The organism is Streptococcus sp. GMD3S (assembly GCF_000298695.2).
Classification (GTDB): Bacteria; Bacillota; Bacilli; order Lactobacillales; family Streptococcaceae; genus Streptococcus.
On record NZ_AJRC02000006.1, the window covers coordinates 16,280 to 34,011 of the forward strand.

Annotated in this window: 14 protein-coding genes; all 14 read left to right on the forward strand. The window is 43.0% G+C overall.

All coding sequences use genetic code 11. The features are described from left to right. Positions 1 to 12: 12 nt before the first annotated feature. The 14 genes from comB to GMD3S_RS0204145 all read left to right on the forward strand — a co-directional run bounded on the left by comB (position 13) and on the right by GMD3S_RS0204145 (position 17,714). A complete protein-coding gene (gene comB, locus GMD3S_RS0204080; protein ID WP_000801581.1) occupies positions 13 to 1,362 on the forward strand; it encodes a competence pheromone export protein ComB in 1,350 nt (449 codons plus the stop codon). A gap of 168 nt (positions 1,363 to 1,530) precedes the next feature. Beyond that, complete coding sequence (gene purC / locus GMD3S_RS0204085) at positions 1,531 to 2,238, forward strand: phosphoribosylaminoimidazolesuccinocarboxamide synthase (RefSeq protein WP_000043286.1); 708 nt, start codon at positions 1,531 to 1,533, stop codon at positions 2,236 to 2,238. A gap of 56 nt (positions 2,239 to 2,294) precedes the next feature. After that, positions 2,295 to 6,020, forward strand: coding sequence for a phosphoribosylformylglycinamidine synthase (locus GMD3S_RS0204090; protein ID WP_001042265.1), 3,726 nt, complete (start codon positions 2,295 to 2,297; stop codon positions 6,018 to 6,020). Between the two features lie 53 nt (positions 6,021 to 6,073). Then, positions 6,074 to 7,177 (forward strand): hypothetical protein, encoded by a 1,104-nt coding sequence (locus GMD3S_RS0204095; RefSeq protein ID WP_000876342.1) that lies wholly within the window; start codon positions 6,074 to 6,076, stop codon positions 7,175 to 7,177. Positions 7,178 to 7,195: 18 nt separating this feature from the next. Further along, positions 7,196 to 8,638: an amidophosphoribosyltransferase gene (purF, locus tag GMD3S_RS0204100; protein WP_000220605.1), complete on the forward strand. Its 1,443-nt coding sequence runs from the start codon at positions 7,196 to 7,198 to the stop codon at positions 8,636 to 8,638. Positions 8,639 to 8,852: 214 nt separating this feature from the next. Beyond that, entirely contained in the window at positions 8,853 to 9,875 is a 1,023-nt protein-coding gene (gene purM / locus GMD3S_RS0204105) for a phosphoribosylformylglycinamidine cyclo-ligase (RefSeq protein WP_001284577.1), read from the forward strand. After that, the gene (purN, locus tag GMD3S_RS0204110; protein WP_000717482.1) at positions 9,872 to 10,423 is read left to right on the forward strand and encodes a phosphoribosylglycinamide formyltransferase; all 552 of its coding nucleotides are present in this window, start codon (positions 9,872 to 9,874) and stop codon (positions 10,421 to 10,423) included. The genes purM and purN overlap by 4 nt, the downstream gene beginning before the upstream one ends. A gap of 86 nt (positions 10,424 to 10,509) precedes the next feature. Beyond that, complete coding sequence (locus GMD3S_RS10385; protein ID WP_000886167.1) at positions 10,510 to 10,932, forward strand: GNAT family N-acetyltransferase; 423 nt, start codon at positions 10,510 to 10,512, stop codon at positions 10,930 to 10,932. Position 10,933: 1 nt separating this feature from the next. Beyond that, positions 10,934 to 12,481, forward strand: coding sequence for a bifunctional phosphoribosylaminoimidazolecarboxamide formyltransferase/IMP cyclohydrolase (gene purH, locus GMD3S_RS0204120; RefSeq protein WP_000161903.1), 1,548 nt, complete (start codon positions 10,934 to 10,936; stop codon positions 12,479 to 12,481). A 121-nt stretch (positions 12,482 to 12,602) separates the two neighbouring features. Beyond that, positions 12,603 to 13,865 (forward strand): phosphoribosylamine--glycine ligase, encoded by a 1,263-nt coding sequence (gene purD / locus GMD3S_RS0204125; RefSeq protein WP_000772087.1) that lies wholly within the window; start codon positions 12,603 to 12,605, stop codon positions 13,863 to 13,865. 386 nt (positions 13,866 to 14,251) lie between these two features. Further along, the gene (gene purE / locus GMD3S_RS0204130; RefSeq protein ID WP_000802563.1) at positions 14,252 to 14,740 is read left to right on the forward strand and encodes a 5-(carboxyamino)imidazole ribonucleotide mutase; all 489 of its coding nucleotides are present in this window, start codon (positions 14,252 to 14,254) and stop codon (positions 14,738 to 14,740) included. Further along, complete coding sequence (gene purK, locus GMD3S_RS0204135; RefSeq protein ID WP_000099061.1) at positions 14,727 to 15,833, forward strand: 5-(carboxyamino)imidazole ribonucleotide synthase; 1,107 nt, start codon at positions 14,727 to 14,729, stop codon at positions 15,831 to 15,833. Before purE ends, purK begins: the two co-directional genes overlap by 14 nt. Before the next feature lie 30 nt (positions 15,834 to 15,863). Then, entirely contained in the window at positions 15,864 to 16,940 is a 1,077-nt protein-coding gene (locus GMD3S_RS0204140) for a YaaC family protein (protein ID WP_000452038.1), read from the forward strand. A gap of 30 nt (positions 16,941 to 16,970) precedes the next feature. Next, entirely contained in the window at positions 16,971 to 17,714 is a 744-nt protein-coding gene (locus GMD3S_RS0204145) for a hypothetical protein (RefSeq protein WP_000598019.1), read from the forward strand. The last annotated feature ends 18 nt before the right edge of the window (positions 17,715 to 17,732 follow it).

Sequence of the window (17,732 nt, forward strand, 5' to 3'; positions counted from 1 at the left end):
AAAGAGGAGAAGATGAAACCAGAATTTTTAGAAAGTGCGGAGTTTTATAATCGTCGTTATCATAATTTTTCCAGTCGGGTGATTTTACCTATGTCACTTCTGTTCGTGTTTTTACTGGGATTTGCAGTTTTTGCAGAGAAGGAGATGAGTTTGTCTACTAGAGCTACTGTCGAGCCTAGTCGTATCCTTGCCAATATCCAGTCAACTAGCAACAATCGCATTCTTGTCAATCATTTGGAAGAAAATAAGCTGGTTAAGAAAGGAGATCTGCTCGTTCAGTACCAGCAAGGGGCGGAGGCTGTCCAGGTTGAGGCATATGCCAGTCAATTGGAGATGCTAAAGGATCAAAAAAAGCAGTTGGGGTATTTGCAATCCAGTTTGAAAGAGGGGAGTGATCAATTTCCAGAGGCGGATAAGTTTGGTTATCAGGAGATGTTTCGAGACTATCTCAGCCAAGCTAGTAGTCTTAGGAGTAATGTTTCTCAGCAAAATGCCAGCATCTCCTCTCAAAATGCGGCAGCAAGTCAGAGCCAGGCCGAGATTGGCAATCTTATTAGTCAAACAGAGGATAAAATTCGAGACTACAAAACAGCAAAGTCAGCGATTGAAACCGGAGCTCAACTGGATAGTCAGAATCCAGCCTACTCTTTTTATCAGACCTATAAAAACCAAGGTGAAGAAGATCCGCAAGCTAAATCGCAAGTTATTGCGCAAGTGGATGCTCAAATTGCCCAGCTAGAGTCTAGTCTAGCTACGTATCGTGTACAGTATGCGGGTTCTGGAGCTCAACAGGCCCACGCAACGGGACTGGATAGTCAGCTGGAATCGCTCAAATCTCAGCACTTAGTCAAAGTCGGTCAGGAATTAACTCTTTTGGATCAGAAAATTTTAGAAGCAGAGTCGGGTAAGAAGGTACAGGGAGGTCTCCTAGATAAAGGGAAGATTACAGCAAGTGAGGATGGGGTGCTTCACCTTAATCCTGAGACTAGCGATTCTACCATGGTCGCAGAAGGAACCCTGCTAGCCCAACTCTACCCATCCTTGGAAAAAGAAGGCAAAACTAAACTCACGGCTTATCTCAGTTCAAAAGATGTTGCTAGAGTCAAGATTGGGGACTCTGTCCGTTATACTACGACTAATGATGCCAAGAATCAAATTTTCCTGGATTCCACGATTACAAGTATTGATGCGACAGCTACAAAGACTGAACAAGGAAATTTCTTTAAAATTGAGGCGGAGACTAATTTAACTTCGGAGCAGGCTGCAACACTTCGTTATGGTTTAGAAGGCCGCCTGCAGATGATCACAGGGAAGAAAAGCTATCTCCGTTATTTTTGGGATCAATTTTTGAATAAAGGGTAATATTCGTGTTTTTCAGAGGAAAAATGATTTTAAAACTGTAAGAAGAGTTCATCTTGCAGTTTTTCTTTATGCTTAAAATAGGAAAATGTTATTTATTCGTAAAAACCTTGAATTTTCCATGCTTTTGTGGTAGAATGTGCTCAAGTAAAACGAAAGGCGAACTTTAAAATGTCAAAACAACTGATCTATTCGGGAAAAGCCAAGGATATCTATACAACTGAGGATGAAAATCTCATTATTTCAACTTACAAGGACCAGGCAACTGCTTTTAACGGTGTCAAGAAGGAGCAGATTGCGGGCAAGGGAGTGTTAAATAATCAGATTTCATCTTTTATTTTTGAGAAATTAAATGCGGCTGGTGTAGCGACTCATTTTGTGGAGAAGCTTTCGGATACGGAACAGCTCAATAAAAAGGTTGAGATTATTCCTTTGGAAGTTGTGCTCCGCAACTACACAGCTGGTTCCTTTTCAAAACGTTTTGGCGTAGAAGAAGGTATTGCATTTGAGACTCCAATTGTCGAATTTTACTATAAAAATGATGATTTGGATGATCCCTTTATCAATGACGAGCATGTGAAATTCCTTAAAATTGCGGATGACCAGCAGATTGCTTACTTGAAGGAAGAAACCCGTCGTATCAATGAGCTCTTGAAAGCTTGGTTTGCTGAGATTGGCCTTAAATTGATTGACTTTAAGTTAGAGTTTGGTTTTGACAAGGATGGCAAGATTATCTTGGCAGACGAGTTTTCACCAGATAACTGCCGTTTGTGGGATGCAGATGGCAACCACATGGACAAGGATGTTTTTCGTAGGGGTTTGGGAGAACTAACCGACGTTTACGAGATTGTCTGGGAAAAGTTGCAAGGTTTAAAATAACACCTTCAAGGTCATTTGGGAACATTGCAAGAGCTGAAATAAAGGAATAAGAATTGATGAATAAACGTATTTTTGTTGAAAAAAAGGCTGATTTTCAGGTTAAGTCAGAGAGTTTGGTGAGAGAGCTCCAGCACAACTTGGGACTGTCAACTTTGAAAAGTATTCGCATTGTGCAAGTTTATGATGTCTTTGATTTGGCAGAGGACTTGTTTGCACCTGCGGAAAAACACATCTTCTCTGAGCAGGTGACAGACCATGTTTTGGACGAAGCGGTTGTGCAGGCGGATTTTGCCAACTATGCTTTCTTTGCCATTGAAAACCTGCCAGGGCAGTTTGACCAGCGTGCAGCTTCTTCACAGGAAGCCTTGCTTTTGCTTGGTAGCTCAAGTGATGTAACAGTCAACACAGCCCAGCTTTACTTGGTCAATAAGGATATTGATGCGACTGAGTTGGAAGCAGTCAAGAACTATTTGCTCAACCCAGTTGATTCTCGTTTCAAGGACATCACGACAGGGATTGCCAAGCAGGAATTTTCAGAGTCGGACAAGACCATTCCTAAATTGACTTTCTTTGAAAGTTATACGGCAGAAGACTTTGCTCGCTACAAGGCCGAGCAAGGGATGGCAATGGAAGTGGATGATTTGCTCTTTATCCAAGACTACTTCAAATCAATCGGGCGCGTACCGACGGAAACAGAGCTCAAGGTTTTGGATACTTACTGGTCTGACCACTGCCGTCACACGACTTTTGAGACGGAGTTGAAACACATTGATTTCTCAGCTTCTAAATTCCAAAAGCAATTGCAAGCGACTTATGACAAGTATATTGCCATGCGTGAGGAACTAGGTCGGTCTGAAAAGCCACAAACCTTGATGGATATGGCGACTATTTTCGGTCGTTATGAGCGTGCTAATGATCGTTTGGACGATATGGAAGTGTCTGACGAAATCAATGCATGCTCGGTTGAAATCGAAGTGGACGTTGATGGTGTCAAGGAACCTTGGCTCCTTATGTTCAAAAACGAAACCCACAACCACCCAACGGAAATTGAGCCATTTGGTGGAGCGGCTACTTGTATCGGTGGTGCCATTCGTGACCCGTTGTCAGGGCGTTCCTACGTTTACCAAGCTATGCGTATTTCAGGTGCTGGTGACATTACAGCGCCGATTTCAGAAACGCGCGCTGGGAAATTGCCACAACAAGTCATTTCGAAAACAGCGGCTCATGGTTATTCTTCGTATGGTAACCAAATTGGTCTGGCAACGACTTACGTTCGTGAATACTTCCACCCAGGTTTTGTAGCCAAACGCATGGAGTTAGGTGCTGTTGTTGGTGCGGCTCCTAAGGGCAATGTTGTTCGTGAAAAACCGGAAGCCGGTGACGTGATTATCTTGCTAGGGGGCAAGACTGGTCGTGATGGTGTCGGTGGTGCGACAGGATCTTCTAAGGTTCAAACAGTTGAGTCTGTAGAGACTGCTGGAGCTGAGGTTCAAAAAGGGAATGCCATCGAAGAGCGCAAGATCCAACGCCTTTTCCGTAATGGCGATGTCACTCGTCTCATCAAGAAATCCAACGACTTTGGAGCAGGTGGTGTCTGTGTGGCTATCGGTGAATTGGCAGATGGTCTTGAAATTGACCTTAACAAGGTTCCTCTGAAATACCAAGGCTTGAATGGTACAGAAATTGCTATCTCTGAATCTCAAGAACGGATGGCAGTTGTGGTGCGTCCTGAAGACGTAGATGCCTTCGTTGCAGAATGTAATAAAGAAAATATTGATGCTGTTGTGGTGGCGACAGTGACTGAAAAACCAAATCTTGTCATGCACTGGAATGGTGAAACCATCGTCGACTTGGAACGTCGTTTCCTTGATACCAATGGTGTGCGCGTGGTTGTCGATGCCAAGGTGGTGGACAAGGATGTCAAACTCCCAGAAGAACGCACAACAAGCGTTGACACACTTGAAGCTGATACCCTTGCTGTCTTGTCTGATCTCAACCATGCGAGTCAAAAAGGTTTGCAGACCATCTTTGATTGCTCGGTTGGTCGTTCAACGGTCAATCACCCACTTGGTGGTCGTTACCAACTCACTCCAACTGAGGCATCTGTGCAGAAATTGCCAGTTCAACACGGAGTGACTCATACTGCGTCTGTTATGGCGCAAGGATTCAACCCTTATCTAGCAGAATGGTCTCCATACCACGGTGCTGCTTATGCGGTTATCGAAGCGACAGCTCGTTTGGTGGCTGCTGGTGCCAACTGGTCTAAGGCTCGTTTCTCTTACCAAGAGTACTTCGAGCGGATGGACAAGCAAGCAGAGCGTTTCGGTCAGCCAGTAGCAGCTCTTCTAGGCTCTATCGAAGCACAAATCCAACTTGGCTTGCCATCTATCGGTGGTAAGGACTCTATGTCTGGTACTTTTGAAGAATTGACGGTACCACCAACATTGGTTGCCTTTGGGGTGACGACGGCAGATAGCCGTAAGGTCCTCTCTCCTGAGTTCAAGACTGCTGGTGAAAACATCTACTACATCCCAGGTCAAGCCCTCTCTGCAGAGATTGATTTTGACTTGATTAAGTCTAACTTTGCTCACTTTGAAGCCATCCAAGCTGATCACAAAGTGACATCTGCATCAGCTGTCAAATATGGTGGTGTCCTTGAAAGCTTGGCTCTTGCGACTTTTGGGAACCATATCGGTGCAGAGGTGAACTTGCCTGAACTTGAGACAGCTTTGACAGCTCAATTGGGCGGATTTGTCTTCACATCTCCTGAAGAAATCGCTGGAGTGAAGAAAATCGGTCAAACAAGCGCAGACTTTACACTGACTGTCAACGGTGTGAAGTTAGATGGACAGAAACTTGACAGTGCCTTCCAAGGAAAACTGGAAGAAGTTTACCCAACTGAATTTGCCCAAGCTAAAGAATTGGCTGAAGTGCCAGCTGTCGCTTCTGACGCAGTCATCAAAGCCAAAGAAACTATTGAAAAACCGGTGGTTTACATCCCAGTATTCCCAGGAACCAACTCAGAATATGATTCAGCAAAAGCTTTTGAAAAAGAAGGTGCAGAAGTCAACTTGGTGCCATTCGTGACCTTGAATGAAGAAGCCATTGTCAAGTCAGTTGAAACTATGGTTGACAATATCGGCAAGGCTAACATCCTCTTCTTTGCAGGTGGTTTCTCAGCTGCGGATGAGCCGGATGGATCAGCTAAGTTTATCGTCAATATCCTTCTTAATGAAAAAGTGCGTGCAGCCATTGATAGCTTTATCGCTCGTGGTGGCTTGATTATCGGTATCTGTAATGGGTTCCAGGCCTTGGTCAAATCAGGTCTTCTTCCATACGGTAACTTTGAAGATGCAAGCAGCACTAGTCCAACCCTCTTCTACAATGATGCCAACCAGCACGTAGCTAAGATGGTGGAAACGCGAATTGCCAATACCAACTCACCATGGTTGGCTGGAGTACAAGTGGGCGATATCCATGCCATCCCAGTATCGCACGGTGAAGGAAAGTTTGTCGTGACAGCTGAGGAATTCGCAGAGCTTCGTGACAATGGTCAAATCTTTACCCAATATGTTGATTTCGAGGGTAAACCAAGCATGGACTCTAAGTACAATCCAAATGGTTCTGTAAATGCCATCGAAGGAATTACTAGCAAGAATGGTCAAATCATCGGTAAGATGGGACACTCAGAACGTTATGAAGACGGTCTCTTCCAAAACATCCCAGGGAATAAAGACCAGCACCTGTTTGCGTCGGCTGTTAAATACTTTACTGGGAAATAAGACTATAGATGACTAAGACGATTGGTGTGTTTTGAGAAGAAAAATGAAAGTTTGTGAAATATTTGAATAAATTAATTGATATACCTGATGTTGAAAAAAAGATTCAATTGAAAAAATCGTTATCTAGAGAGATGAGAGTAATGAAGGAGGACTTAAAGCCAAGAAAGTGTTTGCTTTGTGATAAAGATACTACAAGTTTTTGCAACTCTCACACTATTCCACAGTTATCGTTAAAAAATATTTCTGATTCTGGCAAGTTGACTCAAGCTGGTTATTTAATAGGGAGCGATCTGTCAGATAATGATAAGGGAGTGAGCAATTCGGGAACGATACAAATTATTTGTCGTAAATGTGATTCTTTCTATTTTCAGGAATATGAAAATGAAATGAATCTTACGTCTTATCCTAGCGATAAAATGTTGTCACAAATTGCATTGAAAAATTTCCTTTTAGAACTAGTTAGAATGAGGGAGGAAAAATATCATTTTAAAAAATCAATGTCTGATAATACAATCAAGAAGGCTTTATACTTAAGAATACCTGAGATTTCTAATAAAACGTTAGAGAATACATCTCAAAAAATAAAAGATCTTCATAATTCTTTTGATTATGATATTGAAGATTTTCAAAATGAAATTTTACTCCATAAAACTGCTATTGAAAACAATCTTAAAGGAGCATATCAAATTATTTTTCATGAGGTGCTCCCCTATAAGACACCGATAGCGTTTCAAGGCTCATTAACGTTGATTAGAGATATGTATGAATATCCAGTGAATGATACGAGTAACCATTCAAAAAAAAATCGTATTCAGAAGTTGCATCTGGCTATTTTACCATTAAAAGAAAAGACGATGGTGCTAGCTTTTTATCATAAAAGGGATTGGAAATATAGATCTCTAAAAAGTCAGTTTAACAGTAGCAATCGATTGAATAAACTGGATTTTCTTAATTATTTAATATTTGCTTACACTGAAAACTACTACTTTAGCCCGACAATTAAAGAAAAAATTAGAACAAATGAGAAGCTTGTGCTACTTAGTCAAGAACTTTTCGGCAAACCTAATTTGGGTCAGTATGTAGGTGTTGATAGTTATAAGAGAGTTGAGCCAGATGAAATTCCTAATTTTCTTTTAGAAGAGTGGGCTATAATGTAAAAATAAAAGGTATAAAAAATGACATACGAAGTAAAATCTCTTAATGAAGAATGTGGTGTTTTCGGTATCTGGGGACATCTAGACGCTGCTAAATTGACCTATTTTGGTCTCCACAGTCTTCAGCACCGTGGTCAGGAGGGGGCAGGAATCCTCTCCAATGATCAGGGACAATTGAAGCGTCATCGTGATATGGGGCTTTTATCAGAAGTGTTCAGAAATCCAGCTAATTTGGATAAACTAACTGGAACGAGCGCGATTGGGCATGTGCGTTATGCGACGGCTGGCGAAGCTTCTGTTGATAACATCCAGCCCTTCCTCTTTCGCTTTCATGATATGCAGTTTGGACTTGCTCACAATGGAAACTTGACCAATGCAGAATCGCTCAAGAAAGAATTGGAACAAAGAGGAGCAATTTTCAGTTCAACTTCGGACTCGGAAATCTTGGCCCACCTCATTCGTCGGAGTCACAATCCCAACTTGATGGGCAAAATCAAAGAGGCGCTCAGCCTTGTCAAAGGTGGATTTGCTTATATCCTGCTGTTTGAGGACAAGTTGATTGCGGCTCTTGATCCTAATGGTTTTCGTCCACTTTCTATTGGGAAAATGGCAAACGGAGCGGTGGTCGTTTCGTCAGAAACCTGTGCTTTTGAAGTCATTGGTGCCGAGTGGATTCGTGATGTGAAACCAGGGGAAATTGTGATTGTGGATGACAATGGGATTCAGTATGATAGCTATACGAATGATACCCAGTTGGCGATTTGCTCTATGGAGTATATCTATTTTGCCCGTCCTGACTCTAATATCCATGGTGTTAATGTCCATACAGCTCGCAAACGTATGGGGGCTCAATTAGCGCGTGAGTTCAAGCACGAAGCAGATATTGTGGTCGGTGTGCCAAATTCCTCACTCAGCGCAGCTATGGGATTTGCAGAAGAATCAGGTCTGCCAAATGAAATGGGTCTGATCAAAAACCAATACACGCAACGTACCTTTATTCAACCGACTCAAGAATTGCGGGAGCAAGGGGTGCGGATGAAACTGTCTGCTGTTTCGGGCGTTGTCAAAGGCAAACGTGTGGTGATGATTGATGATTCCATTGTTCGTGGGACGACCTCTCGCCGTATCGTTCAGCTTTTGAAAGAAGCAGGTGCGTCTGAGGTTCACGTTGCTATTGGGAGCCCTGCGCTAGCTTATCCATGTTTTTACGGGATTGATATCCAGACGCGTCAGGAGCTGATTGCGGCCAATCATACGGTCGAAGAAACTCGCCAAATCATTGGTGCGGATAGCCTGACCTATCTTTCGATTGATGGCTTGATTGATTCTATCGGCATCGAAACAGATGCGCCAAACGGTGGTCTTTGTGTCGCTTACTTTGACGGCGACTACCCAACTCCTCTCTACGACTATGAGGAAGACTATCGTAGAAGTTTGGGGGATAAGACCAGTTTTTACAAATAGACGGATAAAGACTCTCCATGAAAGGAAAGGAAGAGAAGATGACAAATAAAAATGCTTATGCTCCACGTCTCGCTACTGACTAAAAGCTAAAGCATTTGTCAGTAGACGCTTTGCCCTATGGGACCAAAGCTAGAGCCCTGACTAGTATTTTTAGATAAAATAATTGTTTATCTAAAAATACGTCGCAATCTTCTCAAAGAAAAGGAAAAATAAAATGGCAAATAAAAATGCGTACGCCCAGTCGGGTGTAGATGTTGAAGCGGGTTATGAAGTTGTTGAGCGGATCAAAAAGCATGTGGCTCGCACGGAGCGTGCGGGTGTTATGGGAGCTCTTGGTGGTTTCGGTGGCATGTTTGACCTCTCAAAAACAGGTGTCAAAGAGCCTGTCTTGATTTCAGGGACTGACGGTGTCGGAACCAAGCTCATGCTGGCCATCAAGTTCGACAAGCATGATACCATCGGTCAGGACTGTGTGGCCATGTGTGTTAATGACATCATCGCTGCAGGTGCGGAGCCTCTTTACTTCCTTGACTACGTCGCGACCGGCAAGAATGAACCAGCTAAACTAGAACAAGTCGTTGCTGGTGTGGCAGAAGGTTGTGTGCAGGCAGGCGCTGCTCTCATCGGTGGGGAAACGGCTGAAATGCCTGGTATGTATGGCGAAGATGACTACGACTTGGCTGGTTTTGCAGTCGGTGTGGCTGAAAAATCTCAAATCATTGACGGTTCAAAAGTGGCAGAAGGTGATGTTCTTCTCGGACTTGTGTCAAGTGGGATTCACTCAAATGGTTACTCACTTGTCCGTCGTGTCTTTGCCGACTACACAGGTGAGGAAGTCTTGCCAGAATTGGAAGGCAAGAAACTCAAAGAAGTCCTTCTTGAGCCGACTCGTATCTATGTCAAGGCAGTCTTGCCACTCATCAAGGAAGAGTTGGTCAATGGAATTGCCCACATCACAGGTGGCGGCTTTATCGAAAATGTTCCTCGTATGTTTGCGGCTGACCTAGCTGCGGAAATTGAAGAAGACAAGGTTCCAGTCCTTCCTATTTTCAAAGCCCTTGAAAAATACGGTGAAATCAAGCATGAAGAAATGTTTGAAATCTTCAACATGGGTGTGGGACTCATGCTGGCAGTTAGCCCTGAAAATGTAGGTCGCGTCAAGGAATTGTTGGATGAACCAGTCTATGAAATTGGTCGCATCGTCAAGAAAGAAAACGAAAGTGTCATCATCAAATGAAAAAAATAGCGGTTTTTGCCTCTGGTAACGGCTCAAATTTTCAGGTGATTGCCGAAGAATTTCCGGTGGAATTTGTTTTTTCAGACCATCGTGACGCCTATGTGCTAGAGCGGGCAGACAAGCTCGGAGTCCTGTCTTATGCTTTTGAACTCAAGGAGTTTGAGAACAAGGCAGACTACGAAGCAGCACTTGTCGAACTCTTGGAAGAACACCAGATTGACTTGGTCTGCCTCGCAGGCTACATGAAAATCGTCGGTCCAACCTTGCTAGCAGCTTATGAAGGCCGTATCATCAATATTCACCCAGCTTATCTCCCGGAATTCCCAGGAGCTCATGGTATTGAGGATGCTTGGAATGCAGGCGTTGACCAGTCTGGCGTGACCATTCACTGGGTGGATTCTGGTGTGGACACAGGCAAGGTCATCAAGCAAGTCCGTGTGCCACATCTAGCAGATGATACTATCGAAAGCTTTGAAGCTCGTATTCACGAGGCTGAGTACAAGTTGTATCCAGAGGTGCTGGATAGCTTGGGAGTGGAGAGAAGGTAAGAAGTAAATCAAGTTTTGATTGCGCAACCTTGCTAGGAGAAAAAATGATTGAACTGAAATTGGTAGATGAGAGCAGTTTTTAGGCAGTGCTGGATTTGAAAATATCTGAAGCTGATGAACAAGCACATTTCGTGGCTCCAAATGTACGTTCTTTAGCTGATGCATGGCTCTACCGGAAAAACGAAGATGTGTTTCCGATGGCAATCTATTGGGATAAGCAAGTGGTTGGCTTTCTCCTGCTAGAAATAGACAAGGATGAAGCGGAATACTTTATCTGGCGGATAATGATTGGTCAGCAGTACCAAGGAAGAGGTTATGGTCGAAAAGCCTTGGAAGTTCTAATCAAAGAGGCCCAGATGGATAGAGCTTGCAGTCATATTACCGCAGATTATGTGGTTGGAAATGAAAAAATGAAGCACCTGTTGACTGGTCTGGGTTTTCAGGAAACGGAATTTATAGAAGAAAATAACGAAGTCGCTATGCGCTTGGATCTAAAGAAAGAGGAATAGAATGACGAAAAAGGCCTTAATCAGCGTCTCAGACAAAGCGGGCATTGTTGAATTTGCCCAAGAACTTAAAAAACTCGGTTGGGAGATTATCTCGACAGGTGGGACAAAGGTTACCCTTGATAATGCTGGGGTGGAGACCATTGCAATTGATGATGTGACGGGCTTCCCAGAAATGATGGACGGTCGTGTCAAGACCCTTCACCCAAATATCCATGGTGGGCTCCTCGCTCGTCGTGATCTCGATAGCCACCTTGAGGCGGCTAAGGACAATAAGATCGAGCTTATCGACCTTGTAGTGGTCAACCTCTATCCTTTCAAGGAAACAATCCTCAAACCAGACGTGACGTACGCTGACGCAGTTGAAAATATCGATATCGGTGGGCCGTCTATGCTTCGTTCAGCAGCTAAAAACCATGCCAGCGTGACGGTTGTGGTAGACCCTGCTGACTATGCTGTGGTTTTGGACGAATTGGCAGAAAATGGTGAAACGACTTATGAAACTCGCCAACGTTTAGCAGCCAAGGTTTTTCGTCACACAGCGGCTTATGACGCCTTGATTGCAGAATACTTCACAGCTCAAGTAGGTGAAGCAAAGCCTGAAAAGCTCACTTTGACCTATGACCTCAAACAAGCTATGCGCTATGGGGAAAACCCTCAACAAGATGCAGACTTTTACCAAAAAGCCTTGCCAACGGATTACTCGATTGCATCAGCCAAACAGCTCAACGGTAAGGAATTGTCCTTCAATAACATTCGTGACGCGGATGCGGCCATTCGTATTATTCGTGATTTCAAAGACCGTCCAACTGTTGTGGCTCTCAAACACATGAACCCATGTGGAATTGGTCAAGCTGATGACATCGAAACTGCTTGGGACTATGCTTATGAGTCTGACCCAGTATCTATCTTTGGTGGGATTGTCGTCCTTAACCGTGAGGTGGATGCTGCGACTGCTGAGAAGATGCACGGCGTTTTCCTCGAGATTATCATCGCACCGAGCTATACCGATGAAGCGCTAGCCATTTTGACCAACAAAAAGAAAAACTTGCGCATCCTTGCCTTGCCATTTGATGCTCAAGATGCTAGTGAGGTAGAGGCAGAATACACAGGCGTGGTCGGTGGACTTCTTGTGCAAAACCAAGACATGGTCAAGGAAAGCCCAGTTGACTGGCAAGTGGTGACCAAACGCCAGCCAACCGAGACAGAAGCAACTGCTCTTGAATTTGCTTGGAAGGCTATCAAGTACGTCAAATCCAACGGGATCATCGTGACCAATGACCACATGACACTTGGCGTTGGGCCAGGTCAAACCAACCGTGTGGCTTCAGTCCGTATCGCTATTGACCAAGCTAAAGATCGTCTTGACGGCGCTGTGCTTGCTTCCGATGCTTTCTTCCCATTTGCGGATAACGTGGAAGAAATCGCCAAAGCAGGTATCAAGGCCATCATCCAACCAGGTGGATCAGTCCGTGACCAAGAGTCAATTGAAGCGGCTGATAAACATGGTTTGACTATGGTCTTCACAGGCGTAAGACATTTTAGACATTAAAAAGATAAAAGGGAAGAAAACAGTTTCTTTCCTTTTTTGGCTTAAAATGCTAAGTGAAACAAGATTAGAACGAACGTTTGTGATATAATATTAGTAAATAATTCGCAAAAGAGGTTGAGAGATGAAGCTGTTAGTTATCGGTTCGGGTGGTCGTGAACATGCGATTGCTAAGAAGTTGCTTGAGTCAAAAGACGTTGAAAAAGTCTTTGTAGCTCCTGGAAATGACGGGATGACTCTGGATGGGCTGGAGTTAGTAAACATCTCTATTTCCGAACATTCTAAGTTAATAGAGTTTGCAAAGGATAACGATATCGCTTGGACCTTCATCGGGCCAGATGATGCCCTTGCTGCTGGTATCGTGGATGATTTTAACAAAGCTGGGCTCAAGGCTTTTGGTCCGACTAGGGCTGCAGCGGAGCTGGAGTGGTCCAAGGATTTTGCTAAGGAAATCATGGTCAAATATGACGTTCCGACAGCAGCCTATGGCACATTTTCAGATTTTGAGGAAGCCAAGGCCTATATCGAAAAGCAGGGGGCGCCTATCGTAGTCAAGGCAGACGGTTTGGCCCTTGGGAAAGGTGTCGTCGTTGCTGAAACAGTTGAGCAAGCGGTCGAAGCCGCTCACGAGATGCTTTTGGACAATAAATTTGGTGACTCAGGTGCGCGTGTGGTTATCGAGGAGTTTCTTGCAGGAGAGGAATTTTCACTTTTTGCCTTTGTCAATGGGGACAAGTTCTACATCATGCCAACGGCTCAGGACCACAAACGTGCTTACGATGGCGACAAGGGCCCTAACACTGGCGGGATGGGTGCCTATGCGCCAGTTCCTCACTTGCCACAGAGCGTGGTTGACACAGCGGTTGAGACCATTGTCAAGCCAGTTCTTGAAGGCATGATCAAAGAAGGACGTCCCTACCTTGGTGTCCTTTACGCGGGTCTTATCTTGACAGTTGATGGACCGAAAGTCATCGAGTTCAATTCACGCTTTGGAGATCCTGAAACACAAATCATCTTGCCTCGTTTGACATCTGACTTTGCGCAAAATATCACTGATATTTTGGATGGGAAAGAACCAGAAATCACTTGGACGGACAAGGGTGTGACACTTGGCGTAGTTGTCGCATCCAATGGGTACCCGCTAGACTATGAAAAAGGTATTGAGTTGCCAGCCAAGACAGAAGGTGACATCATCACCTACTATGCCGGAGCTAAGTTTTCGGAAAATAGCAGAGCACTGCTATCAAACGGCGGACGAGTCTATATGCTCGTCACCACAGCCAACACTGTCAAAGAAGCTCAAGAAACCATCTACCAAGAACTCGCCCAACAAAAAACAGAAGGCCTCTTTTACCGAACAGATATCGGAAGCAAGGCCATTAAGTAAAGATATAAGAATAACGCGACGAAGTCGCCAAATACGATAATGATCGCCGTGGTGAAAAGACCAGAACAGAACTTGTTCTGGTCGGGGGAAACTTTGAGACCTTAGGCTCAAAGTTTAGGAATGAAACCGAAGGTTTGCTTCCGCCCCCACCACCTAAGACCATTATCAAAAAGAAAAATAAAAATTTACAAAATACGTTAATGGTCGTATGGTTTGCGAGCGTTAGCGAGCTAATATAGGATAATCGTCGCAGTAGTGGAACTCCTAGTAGCATAGCTACTAGGAGCGGAAAACTGGAGACTTAGGCTCCAGTTTTAGTAATGGAACGCCCTAGGCGGTCGCTTACGTCCGCACTACATTAGACGATTATTAAAAGAGGAGAAGAAATGAAACCAATTATTTCCATCATCATGGGCTCAAAATCCGACTGGGCAACCATGCAAAAAACAGCAGAAGTCCTTGACCGCTTCGGTGTAGCCTACGAAAAGAAAGTTGTTTCCGCACACCGTACACCAGACCTCATGTTCAAACATGCGGAAGAAGCACGTAGCCGTGGCATCAAGGTCATCATCGCTGGTGCGGGTGGCGCAGCCCATTTGCCAGGTATGGTAGCTGCCAAAACAACCCTTCCTGTCATTGGTGTACCAGTCAAATCACGTGCTCTTAGTGGCGTGGACTCGCTCTACTCTATCGTTCAGATGCCGGGTGGCGTACCAGTCGCAACTATGGCTATCGGTGAAGCAGGGGCGACAAACGCGGCCCTCTTTGCCCTTCGTCTTCTTTCAGTAGAGGATCAGGCTATCGCGACAGCTTTGGCAGATTTCGCAGAAGAGCAAGGAAAAATAGCAGAGGAGTCAACAAATGAGCTCATCTAAAACAATCGGAATTATCGGTGGCGGTCAGCTGGGGCAGATGATGGCCATTTCTGCTATCTACATGGGGCACAAGGTTATCGCACTGGATCCTGCGGCTGATGGTCCCGCCTCTCGTGTGGCGGAGATCATCGTGGCTTCTTATAATGATGTGGACGCCCTGCGTCAGTTGGCGGACCGCTGTGATGTTCTCACTTATGAATTTGAAAATGTCGATGCCGACGGTTTGGATGCTGTCATCAAGGAGGGACAACTCCCTCAAGGAACTGACTTGCTCCGTGTTTCTCAAAATCGTATTTTTGAAAAGGACTTTCTCTCAAACAAGGCACAAGTCACCGTGGCACCCTACAAGGTCGTGACTTCTAGCCAAGACTTGGCAGATATTGACCTGTCGAAAAACTATGTCCTCAAGACGGCGACCGGTGGCTACGATGGCCATGGTCAAAAGGTTATTCGTTCAGAAACAGATTTGGCAGAAGCCTATGCGCTAGCTGACTCAGCAGACTGTGTTTTGGAAGAATTTGTCAACTTCGACCTTGAAATTTCTGTCATCGTGTCAGGAAATGGCAAGGACGTGACAGTCTTCCCTATTCAGGAAAATATCCACCGCAACAATATCCTGTCTAAGACCATCGTGCCAGCCCGCATTTCAGAAAGTCTAGCTGAAAAAGCCAAAGCTATGGCTGTGCGAATCGCAGAACAACTGAACTTGTCTGGGACTCTTTGTGTGGAAATGTTTGCGACAGCTGATGATATTATCGTTAATGAGATTGCCCCACGCCCCCACAACTCAGGACACTATTCGATCGAAGCCTGTGATTTCTCCCAGTTTGATACCCATATCTTAGGTGTTCTCGGAGCACCGCTTCCAGCCATCAAACTGCATGCACCTGCCGTCATGCTCAACGTACTCGGCCAGCATGTCGAGGCCGCTGAAAAATATGTCACAGAAAATCCAAGCGCCCACCTCCACATGTATGGTAAAATAGAAGCGAAGCACAACCGCAAGATGGGACATGTGACTTTGTTTAGTGATGTGCCGGATAGTGTGAATGAATTCGGTGAATATGAAATGAGTAAGAAAAATATAATGTGATTAATTTTGAATAAGGATTTATGATCTATTATGGAAGTAATAAAGTATAATAATAAACCATTAACTCTTAAAACAGCTATAAATAAGCCTAGTTTAACAGGTAGAACAGTTATCGTATCTGATAGGTGGGAGTATGTGAGATTTTTTCTAAGAAATATAAAAAGAGGGAAAAAAAGTAACGCAGAGAAAGCTCTGTTTTATTGGAATCAGGCAGAAGAATTTTATAAGTCTAGTAAAAATTTATCGTTAACTTCTGCTCCGCTTCCTCTTTATTATTGTTTTTTAAATGCAACTAAAGCGCTTTTAGAATTTTGGGGCATCAATAATTCATACTATACGCCTTATCATGGTGTATCAGGTAAAAATAAAAATACAAACAAAAACAAGCCAAGGTTAGATGAGCAAGAGGTCGTAATTAAAGCTAGAGGGGTTTGTCCAGGACTACTTCATTTTTTTGATGGAAATATGGGAATAATTGGCTCAAAACACTCTTTAGATGAGTTGTTAGCTAATTTAGTATATATTCATAGGACGTATGTTATTTCGCAGGGAATCAGTCAAAATAAAGAGATGTTTATTCCTTTAGACGATGTTTATTTTGTTAGAAAGCCTGATAAAAGAGTGACTATAAATGCAAAAATTGATGAAAAATATACGAAACATAATAATGTTAAAGGAAATAATTTAAGAAGAGTGAGAGTCTATAAAGACTTTGATGGTACTAAACTTTCATGGAGACAGTGCCCGGTACAACTCCAAAATATTAGAAATGTGTCTTCTAATCAAAATTTATTAAATTTTCATAAGATGGTAAGAAAATCATTCCAAGAAATTTCTTCGGGTATTAATTCTAGATGGTATTTTAAAGACTTTAATAATCCTAAAAGTTTAGATATTCCTCCAATAGTAATAATGTATATGTGTATGCATCGTCTGAGTGAGTTGTCAAGATATGAACCAGATGTTTTAAATGCGTATTTAATGAAAGAACATAGTTGGATTCTTTCGGAATTTATTAAATTAACTCCATTTCAGTTTATAAATATGATTGTTGCAGAGATAACTCGAGAACAATTGGGTGTTTCAAGGCACATCATAGAAATATAAGTGAATACTATGAAGAGGTTTTATATATTTATGATTAAGACTATAAAATACCCAAACAAAAGTGAAGCGCTTCATTATATCACTAATGATATAGCAAATCAGCTAGGATATAGCAGTGTAGATGAATTAGCTGATTGCTATAATGGATATGGAAGTTTCGTTTTAGAGGATTTTGTTAATTTTAATAAAGATTTTTTTAAAACTGAACAAGACATTCATGAATTTGCTAAAAATGTTAAAGATGAAAGAGATAGAGCAAAAAGAGGGATTGCCTTGTTATCTAGAGAAACTATTATTCCACCTAATGGGGGGACCTCAAAAGGAAAGTCACAATTCTCTGGGTCAGTGTTTCATACAGGCCATATACTGGGACATATGTTAGTCGGAAGAATGAAGGATTTTAATTCAAGAAAAAATAATGATGAAAATATTTTTCCTCAGACAAGTTGGTCTAATGGAGGTGGGAGAGATTTTGAGTCCTTTAAATTAAATTCTGAGAGGGGTAATTCTCAATTAACGTATGAAAGACGTATATGGAATAAGCTAAATAAAAATGGTAACAAAGACCTTCAGGTATATTATCAGGTTGATTTAATATATCATAAATCTGAAGAAGTTCCAAGAGGAATCCATATTCAGGCTATTCCTAGCGATGACATAACAGAACTCAATAAGAATAGAGTATCTCTGAATGTGTTTATTCCTAATATTAGATATAATGAGATTTCTGAATTAGATTATGATTCTTGGGATAGTAAGAGGAATAAAGTTTAGATGGCTCGTTATTAAAAA

Excerpts from the sequence above, each read along its gene's own strand:
- GMD3S_RS0204140 (WP_000452038.1), top strand. The coding sequence starts at position 15,864 with ATGGAAGTAATAAAGTATAATAATAAACCATTAACTCTTAAAACAGCT.
- comB (WP_000801581.1), top strand. The coding sequence starts at position 13 with ATGAAACCAGAATTTTTAGAAAGTGCGGAGTTTTATAATCGTCGTTAT.
- purH (WP_000161903.1), top strand. The coding sequence starts at position 10,934 with ATGACGAAAAAGGCCTTAATCAGCGTCTCAGACAAAGCGGGCATTGTT.
- purC (WP_000043286.1), top strand. The coding sequence starts at position 1,531 with ATGTCAAAACAACTGATCTATTCGGGAAAAGCCAAGGATATCTATACA.
- purE (WP_000802563.1), top strand. The coding sequence starts at position 14,252 with ATGAAACCAATTATTTCCATCATCATGGGCTCAAAATCCGACTGGGCA.
- purN (WP_000717482.1), top strand. The coding sequence starts at position 9,872 with ATGAAAAAAATAGCGGTTTTTGCCTCTGGTAACGGCTCAAATTTTCAG.
- purM (WP_001284577.1), top strand. The coding sequence starts at position 8,853 with ATGGCAAATAAAAATGCGTACGCCCAGTCGGGTGTAGATGTTGAAGCG.
- purD (WP_000772087.1), top strand. The coding sequence starts at position 12,603 with ATGAAGCTGTTAGTTATCGGTTCGGGTGGTCGTGAACATGCGATTGCT.
- purF (WP_000220605.1), top strand. The coding sequence starts at position 7,196 with ATGACATACGAAGTAAAATCTCTTAATGAAGAATGTGGTGTTTTCGGT.
- GMD3S_RS0204090 (WP_001042265.1), top strand. The coding sequence starts at position 2,295 with ATGAATAAACGTATTTTTGTTGAAAAAAAGGCTGATTTTCAGGTTAAG.
- GMD3S_RS0204145 (WP_000598019.1), top strand. The coding sequence starts at position 16,971 with ATGATTAAGACTATAAAATACCCAAACAAAAGTGAAGCGCTTCATTAT.
- purK (WP_000099061.1), top strand. The coding sequence starts at position 14,727 with ATGAGCTCATCTAAAACAATCGGAATTATCGGTGGCGGTCAGCTGGGG.